This window comes from Paenibacillus sp. 01T422 (assembly GCF_056398785.1).
In genome coordinates, this window is record NZ_JBFTQB010000221.1 from 1 (window position 1) to 7,881 (window position 7,881).

Annotated in this window: 9 protein-coding genes and 1 pseudogene; all 10 read left to right on the top strand. The window is 46.4% G+C overall.

Annotated features, from left to right (window positions below):
- Positions 1-53: 53 nt before the first annotated feature.
- Complete coding sequence (locus AC1DUA_RS14445) at positions 54-212, top strand: phage tail tube protein (protein ID WP_477500439.1); 159 nt, start codon at positions 54-56, stop codon at positions 210-212.
- Positions 213-238: 26 nt separating this feature from the next.
- The gene (locus tag AC1DUA_RS14450) at positions 239-658 is read left to right on the top strand and encodes a phage tail assembly chaperone (protein WP_477500431.1); all 420 of its coding nucleotides are present in this window, start codon (positions 239-241) and stop codon (positions 656-658) included.
- Positions 659-875: 217 nt separating this feature from the next.
- Positions 876-2,894 (top strand): tape measure protein, encoded by a 2,019-nt coding sequence (locus AC1DUA_RS14455; RefSeq protein WP_477500432.1) that lies wholly within the window; start codon positions 876-878, stop codon positions 2,892-2,894.
- Positions 2,884-3,630, top strand: coding sequence for a LysM peptidoglycan-binding domain-containing protein (locus tag AC1DUA_RS14460; RefSeq protein WP_477500433.1), 747 nt, complete (start codon positions 2,884-2,886; stop codon positions 3,628-3,630). Before AC1DUA_RS14455 ends, AC1DUA_RS14460 begins: the two co-directional genes overlap by 11 nt.
- A gap of 9 nt (positions 3,631-3,639) precedes the next feature.
- Complete coding sequence (locus AC1DUA_RS14465) at positions 3,640-4,620, top strand: XkdQ/YqbQ family protein (RefSeq protein ID WP_477500434.1); 981 nt, start codon at positions 3,640-3,642, stop codon at positions 4,618-4,620.
- Positions 4,617-4,964 (top strand): DUF2577 domain-containing protein, encoded by a 348-nt coding sequence (locus AC1DUA_RS14470; RefSeq protein WP_477500435.1) that lies wholly within the window; start codon positions 4,617-4,619, stop codon positions 4,962-4,964. Before AC1DUA_RS14465 ends, AC1DUA_RS14470 begins: the two co-directional genes overlap by 4 nt.
- Positions 4,965-4,986: 22 nt before the next feature.
- Positions 4,987-5,373: a DUF2634 domain-containing protein gene (locus AC1DUA_RS14475; RefSeq protein ID WP_477500436.1), complete on the top strand. Its 387-nt coding sequence runs from the start codon at positions 4,987-4,989 to the stop codon at positions 5,371-5,373.
- Positions 5,366-6,424, top strand: coding sequence for a baseplate J/gp47 family protein (locus AC1DUA_RS14480; protein ID WP_477500437.1), 1,059 nt, complete (start codon positions 5,366-5,368; stop codon positions 6,422-6,424). Before AC1DUA_RS14475 ends, AC1DUA_RS14480 begins: the two co-directional genes overlap by 8 nt.
- Positions 6,421-6,981 carry a putative phage tail protein gene (locus AC1DUA_RS14485; protein WP_477500438.1) on the top strand — a complete coding sequence of 187 codons (561 nt, stop codon included), beginning with the start codon at positions 6,421-6,423 and terminating at the stop codon, positions 6,979-6,981. The genes AC1DUA_RS14480 and AC1DUA_RS14485 overlap by 4 nt, the downstream gene beginning before the upstream one ends.
- A gap of 6 nt (positions 6,982-6,987) precedes the next feature.
- A pseudogene (locus AC1DUA_RS14490) lies at positions 6,988-7,881 on the top strand (hypothetical protein); the annotation flags it as partial.

Below are 7,881 nucleotides of genomic sequence, written 5' to 3' on the forward strand. Positions count from 1 at the left end.
GTATTGATACATACTACGATATACAAATAACGAATTAAGAACCTACAACTTCAATCGGATCACAGACAACAACCGTCAAAGGTGTTAACATTGACGAGCTGACAATCGCTTTACTTGATGTTGACGCTGAGAYGCTCGAAGAAGAAGTTACATTCACATTCGACGATTGGGATATGCCGAATCAATTCGCTTCACCTACACTAGGCCAATAATAAACATATAAACGGAGGATATTCACATGTCAGATATCAGTGTATTTTTTGCAGGTAATGTCGAGGTCAAGACTCAAGAGGATTTCATCGTGTCCCCACGCTTTAAAGATAAAGAAGGCAAGCCGGTACCATGGGTTATCCAATCCATCACGGAGGAAGAGAACGATGTGATCCGGAAGTCAGCGACGAAGGTGACTAGAGTGAAAGGTCAGACTCAGTCCGAGATCAACCAGACCGAGTATATCGCAAAACTCGTCGTTGCGAGCGTGGCATTCCCTAACTTGAAAGCAGCTGAGCTACAACAATCCTACGGAGTTCTTGGTGCAGAGGCACTTGTGAAGAAGATGCTGCTGTCAGGTGAATATGCTCAGTTGATTATCAAAGTGCAGGAAATTAACGGCTTCGACCGAGATATGAATGAACTGGTGGAAGAAGCAAAAAACTAATTGATGGCGGTTGGAACGAAGAGGGCGAGTACGTAAATCCTGATCCAACCGCCAACCTTCTTCACTACGCTTTACACAGGCTCAAGAAGTTGCCGCATGAAATTCTTTCAAGGCCGGCGACTGAAAGGGCCTTTATTTTTGCGTCTATCGGTCTTGCAGCGAAGCATGAGTCGAAAGAAAAGAAAAAATTGAAGTAACTCCGGATGGGGATTAGGTTATGGCAACAGTTGAGGCAACACTCAGGTTATTTGATAACTTCAGTTCAACGATGATGAACGCAACAAGAGCGATGAATTCGACTGTAAGGGCTGCGAGGCGATTACAATCAGTGCTAAACGCGACATACGGCTCTGAATCTCTTACATCTGCTGTGGCTGCTACAGAACAAGTGGCGGCGAATTCACAACGCGCACTAGAAAGTCAACGTAATCTAGTAAACGCCACGAACAGGAATAATGAACGATTGGCGCAGTCTCGCAGACATACGCAGGGGATGAGCAGTGACATCGATAAGATGTTAATCGCCTACCTCGCATTTGCAGCAGCCCAGAAGGCGGTAGAGGCTTCGGACAATTATGTCAATGCACAGGCAAGGCTTAGGATCATCAATAATGGACAAAATCCTGCAGCGCTTCAGGCGCAGGTTTTTGAAGCGGCAAACAGATCGCGCGGTGACTATGTCACGATGGCTGATGCAGTGGCGAAGTTAGGACTATTAGCCGGCGATGCTTTCACGGGTAATAGCGAGGTCCTGAAGTTCTCTGAGCTTATGCAGAAGTCTTTCAAAGTGTCCGGGGCATCTACGCAAGAATCACAAGCTGGCATGTATCAACTCACGCAGGCCATGGCGTCAGGTAAGCTGCAAGGTGATGAGTTTAGGTCGATCATGGAGAACGCTCCTATGTTGGCCGATGCGATCGCCAAGTTTACCGGGAAGTCGAAAGGGCAGCTTAAAGATATGTCAGCGGATGGTACGATCACAGCTGATATTATTAAAAACGCGCTATTCACAGCTGCAGACGACATCAATAAAAAATTCGCTACAATGCCTATGACGTTCGGTGATTCGATGACTCTCATGAAAAACGAAATTTTTCAGAATTTTGGTCCAGTCATTGAAAGAATGAACCGGATGTTAAATAGCGATAATGGGAAAAAGTTCTTTGAAGGTATGTCTAACACAATCAGCGTAGCAGCAGGATTAGCAAATAAGCTACTGACAATCATCGGTGCTACTATTAATTTCATGATGAATAACTCAAATATCTTAGTAGGTGCACTCGTCGCTTTAGGTGTAGCATTCTCGATCATGGGTGTACAAGCTATGATCGCATGGATTGAGGCTACATGGCCGATTCTACTCATCGCTGCGGCTATCGGTGGGCTAATTGCTCTTATTATGTCTTGGGGCGTGACGTTTGGCCAGATCATCGGATTCGTTGCTGGTCTATTTACGTTTCTCGGCGGCGTGGTGTGGAACACTATAGCTCTAATGTGGAATATCATCGTGGACTTCGTTGAATTTTTTGTTAACGTTTGGGTTGATCCGGTATATGCCGGTCAAAAGCTATTTTATGATCTAGCCCAGACGTTCGGCGGTGTAATGGTAAACATGCTGAGAGGTATCGAAAGTTTCTCAGGCGGCTTTATGAAGTTTTTCACGATGGCAATTAATGCAGGGATTAAGGGCTTGAATGCACTTGCTGAACTATCAAATAAGATTCTTAATACGGATATTAAGCCGGCAAAGCTATTCGACGAGGAGAATGTACACAGCGTGAGTGATGCGCTAGATTCTGTTTTTAAGTCCATGAATGCACCGACGACGAATAAGGCGGTAAAAGATCTATCTGGGATGAAAATGAAACCGATGGACCTTGCGAATGCTACGATGGGCGCGTTTAATGCGGGGGAATCATTATTCAACGGGCTTAAGCTTCCGGATCTCAAGGGGGCTTTCGGATTTGACGGAACAGGCGAGATTAAGAAAGTCGGTGAAGTTGGCAAGATCGGCGATACGGTCGATATCTCGAATGAGGATCTGAAAGCAATGCGTGAATTAGCTGAGATGAAGTCAATTCAAAACTTTGTCACGCTGACGCCAACAGTTCAGGTCACAGGGGATAACCACTATCACCAACAGGGCAGCGTCGAGGACATGGCGGGTATGTTAGCTGTTGCTCTTGAGACGCATATGAACTCTTCGATGGATGGGGTGATCGACGATGGCCTATAGTATTAATCTGAGTTTTAACAACAGTCAAGAGGGCTTTCAGTTCCCTGTAAATCCTGAGAGCCTCGAGATGAGCGGCGGCAGCAATGGTAAAACCTACGACATCGTAGGGGCTAATGACGGTCGTTCTGAGTCCCGAGGCGGCGAGGTTAACGTCATCAAAGGTCCGAAGCTGCGGGAGATCTCATTCAGCGGTATCTTCCCGGCTCAGTTCTATCCGTTCCTTGCAACCAACGTCTTCTATGAACCGATGTACTATATTCGAGCTATAGAAAATTGGATGGCGACTAAACGACCTGTAAGGTTCATCTATGCCGGTCATTATGAATCGGCTCTCGCTGCTCAGGGATTCATAGGGCAGGAGCTCAACATTCCTGTATCCATTGAAAAGTTTAAATGGAAGGAATCAGCAGGCGATTCGGGCGATCTCGAGTTCGACATCAGCTTCAGGGAATACAATTTTTACGCAGCTCGGAAGGTAGAGGTAAAGACGGATAAAACCGGTGCACAAGTTATTATTCCGATGTCAGCGCGTAGACCGGACGAGCGGATCAGACCGTCGACATATACGGTTCGGCAGGGTGATACACCGTCCAGAATCGCAATGATGTTTTACACGGATGGTTCAGGGCTCCCGGATAGTTCCCGGTATAAAGATATTCAAAAACTAAACGGCCTTAGCGATGCAGCAGAGGCGAAGCTTACAGTAGGCAGCGTCATAAAATTGCCGGCCTTGTGAGGTGACTTTATGCTGCAGGTACTAGTCGACAATAGAAACGGTAACGTGTGGGATCTGCCGGTGTCATCCATCAACTATAGAACCGTTAGGATTGGAAAGGCGTCGAGTGTAGATTTCACATTCCTGAGCGGCGGGATCTATGAAAACACGAATTTCCAAATTAATAACGGGGATATTGTGAGGGTTACACTGGACGACATTCCTGTGTTTTACGGTTATGTATTCAAGATTGATGGTGGTCGAGATGAGGCGGTCAGGGTTACTGCTTATGATCAGACGCGGTACCTGATGGGATCTGATACATATGTGTTCAAGAATATGACAGCGACGAACGTCTTGAAGAAGATCGCGAATGATTCGGGCCTGAAAGTTTCTAGTGAACTTGCGGATACATCATATGCGATTCCGAAGATCGTTGCTGATGGTGAGAAGCTATTCGACATCATTGTGAATACTCTCGCGGACACGACACGTTCAACGGGTAAATCATATGTTTTCTTTGACAATTTCGGCGAGCTCACGATCAAGCAAATTGAGGATCTAGCGATTGATCTGTCACTCGGCGATCAAAGTCTCGTATATGATTACTCAACATCGAGATTCATCGACTCGGATACATATAACAGGATCAAGCTTGTACAGGATATTAAGAACAAAAAAGGCAAGGTCACAGGTCGTGATGTGTATATCGCTCAGGACAGCAACAACATTGAAAAGTGGGGCCGGCTGCAGTACTATCAAAAACTCGATGATGGACTGAATAAGGCGCAGATTAATGAAGTCCTGACGACACTGTCGCAGCTAAAGAACCGCGAGACGAGAACCTTCTCTATCTCAGCTCTTGGAGATATCCGCGTGCGTGCCGGTTGTAAACTCTCGATAAACATCCAGGAAGCAGGTATCAACGAGTCCTATCTCGTCGATGAGTGCGAACAAAAATTTGAAGGCGAAGAACATACGATGTCACTAAATTTGAAGGTGTACGGATGAAAAACATCGGCTTATTAGCAAATGTCATAAAATCAGCAGGCGTCGGAGCTGTGCGAGCCGGTTCTCCGGTCGAGATCATATTCGGAGTCGTGTCAAATACAAGTCCTCTCGAGGTAACCATTGATCAGCGGTTCTCACTCGATGAGGACTTTTTAATTATTCCTGAGAATCTAACGGAGTATAAGGTCCCGTTAAACCATACGCACAGCTACAGCGGAGGGACAACAGGACCGGCATTAACTGAAGAGCTCGTAATCAGAAAGGGGCTTGAAGTTGACGACGTTGTAATCCTATTCCGGATGCAAGGCGGCAATCAATATTTAATTTTCGATAGGGTGGTGTGATGAGATGATCCCAACAGGGGGCATGACTAATGCTGCAGTGCAGCAGTCACAGCAGCCAAGTAGAACATACAGGATCGATTTAGAAAATGGTCGGATCGTTGGGACGACTGATGGACTAGAAGCAGTCAAGCAGGCTGTGTACAAGATCCTTGGTACTGAACGATTCGAATACTTGATTTATGGACCAGATTACGGCAGCGAGTATGGTTCATTAATAGGCGGGAATAGCGGGTTAATTCGTTCTGAATTAGGGCGTAGGATCACTGAGGCTCTAATGCAGGACGACCGCATCACAGATGTTCATGATATGAAAGTAATGATCACAGGGGATTCAGCTCTTGCGGAATTCACAGTCGTCTCACAATACGGAAGTTATCAAACAGAGAAAGGTGTGAGCGGAGTTGTATGAATCTCAAACATACGGCGCTATCTTACAGCGAATGCTTTTGGCTGTTCCTGACGACATCGACAAACGGCCGGGGAGTATTATCTATGATGCTCTAGCTCCTGCTGCTTTAGAGTTATCTGAAATCTATGTGAATCTCGATAGACAGCTGAAAGAAGTTTTCCCGCAAACAGCATCGGACAATAACCTAGACTTATTGACAGAGCCTTTTGGTCAGGAACGAAATCAGGCTTCGTATGCGGTCCGCAAGGCTATATTCACAGGTCAATCGGGCGCACCAATTAATGTGCCTATCGGTAGTCGCTTCTCGATCTCAGGCGTTACGTACAGAGCTATATTGAGGATTATTTCGGGGCAGTTCGAGCTAGAATGTGAGCAGCCGGGAAGTATCGGCAATCAATACTTTGGGACTATGATACCTATCGATTACGTGGATGGTTTAGTCGTGGCTACACTCGCAGACGTTCTGATCCCGGGGGCTGACAGAGAAAGCGACGACGATTATCGGACTAGATTCTTTCTCGGCGTGCGTCTGCCTGCAACGAGCGGAAACAAAGCTGATTATCGGAAATGGGCGCTTGAGGTGGACGGAGTAGGCGGGGCTCAGGTTATCCCGCTATGGAATGGGCCAGGAACGGTGAAGGTGATCATTATCGATGCTGAAAAGCTTCCTGCGAGTCCTACACTAGTTTCTATTGTGCAAGACTATATTTCGCCAGCAGATGGTACCGGTGAAGGAGTGGCGCCTGTAGGTGCCGACGTGAACGTTGTTGCTGCGACGAGTGTATCGGTGAACATCACAGGTACAATCGTGCGTGATGGATCTCGAACGATCGATCAGATCGAGGAGGATTTCGCTTCAGTCATCTCGTCATATCTCGCAAGCATTGCCTTTATAGACAATGTGAATGTGCAATATGCAAAGCTTGGCGCAATGTTGCTAGATGTGGCAGGAGTCGATGACTACACGGCGTTACAACTAAATGGGTCGACAGGTAACATTACGATCCTTAGTGGTCAGGTGGCAGTCCTCGGGACGGTGAATCTGTCATGAGTGAGTTTCAAATCAGGAGCCCTTCAGGGGCTCAAATGATTGGTGTATTGCCTGAAATGTACGCAGGCATTCACGAGGCTCGGGCACTGATGCAAAGTGAAGGTATCGAATTCGATACGGTGAAAGATTGTTCTATCGCAGTATTTGATCAAGCAAAGATTGACATTTCCACTTGGGGTTTGTCCTTATGGGAAGAAGCTCTTGGAATCAAGACGGACATATCGAAAAGCTATCCCATTCGACGAGCTGTGATCAAGTCAAAGATCCGGGGTAACGGAACAACGACGATGGCACTCCTGCAGAAGGTCGTCAGCAGCTATGAAAACGGCGTGATCGAAGTCACGGCACAACCTGCACTCTATCAAATTACGATCAGCTTCTCCGGTGCGATCGGTGCGCCTCCGAATATCGCTGATGTACAGGCAGCAGTCGAGGCGATCATCCCGGCACATCTTGCGGTAGTTTATAAATTCCGTTATCTCAGCATCACTGAGGTTGAGGCAATGACGATAGAAGAAATCGATTCAACAACACTCGTTAATTTCTCATGGGGGTGATTAGTTATGGCTAATCCAACAACACCGAATTTAAGCTTAAATAAAATAGACAGAAGCTCTCCAACCACGACATTTTTCAACACAAAAACGTGGATTGATGACAACATGGACATACTCGATGTTGAAGTACCTAAAATGGCCTCAAGTACACAAAGTGGCAGAATGTCGGCTGCAGATTATACAAAACTGCTAAGTGTCGCAGCAAGTGCTGGTACTGCTGGATCTGCAAACGATAGTGTGATTGGCACTCGTACAATTGATGATACAGTAACAGCCGCAGCAGGCGCCGACACTCCAACGAGATTGTGGTCCAAGCTTGCAAATATGATCAAAGGAATTACAGGTGAATTAAACTGGTACACGCCGCCGGTTACATCTATTAAAGCTTTAAAAACATCGATTGATAATATCTCTTTGACCTGGAATAGTATCACTGGAAAGCCAACAACCTTTCCACCTTCTGCCCATGTGCATGCCGCAACAGAAATCACGGCAACCGGCAGCACGAATGTTCAAGCAGAGATAGACAGTTTAAAGTCCTCTGTCAGTAGTGGAAAGATCGCGGTTGCTGCCGCCATTACTGGCAAAAATCAAACTGCGAGTGGAGCTGATACCTTCGCACAATTGGCAGCAAAAATCAATGCGATTAGCTCGGATGCAACTGCCTCAACAGGGAATATATTGCTGGGTAAGACAGCGTATGTAGGTTCAAAGCTTACTGGTACGATGCCAAACTATGATGGCGTATCAATTGAAGCTGGTAACATGGGTTCTGATAGCGTGGGGAATTTATGGTTAAATCCTTCCGCTAATGGTTATGTAACTGGAGCGTCAGCGATACACGCCTATGACCCCAACTTTATACCTTCTAGTATTCTTAGGGGAAGGACTGTCCTGGGT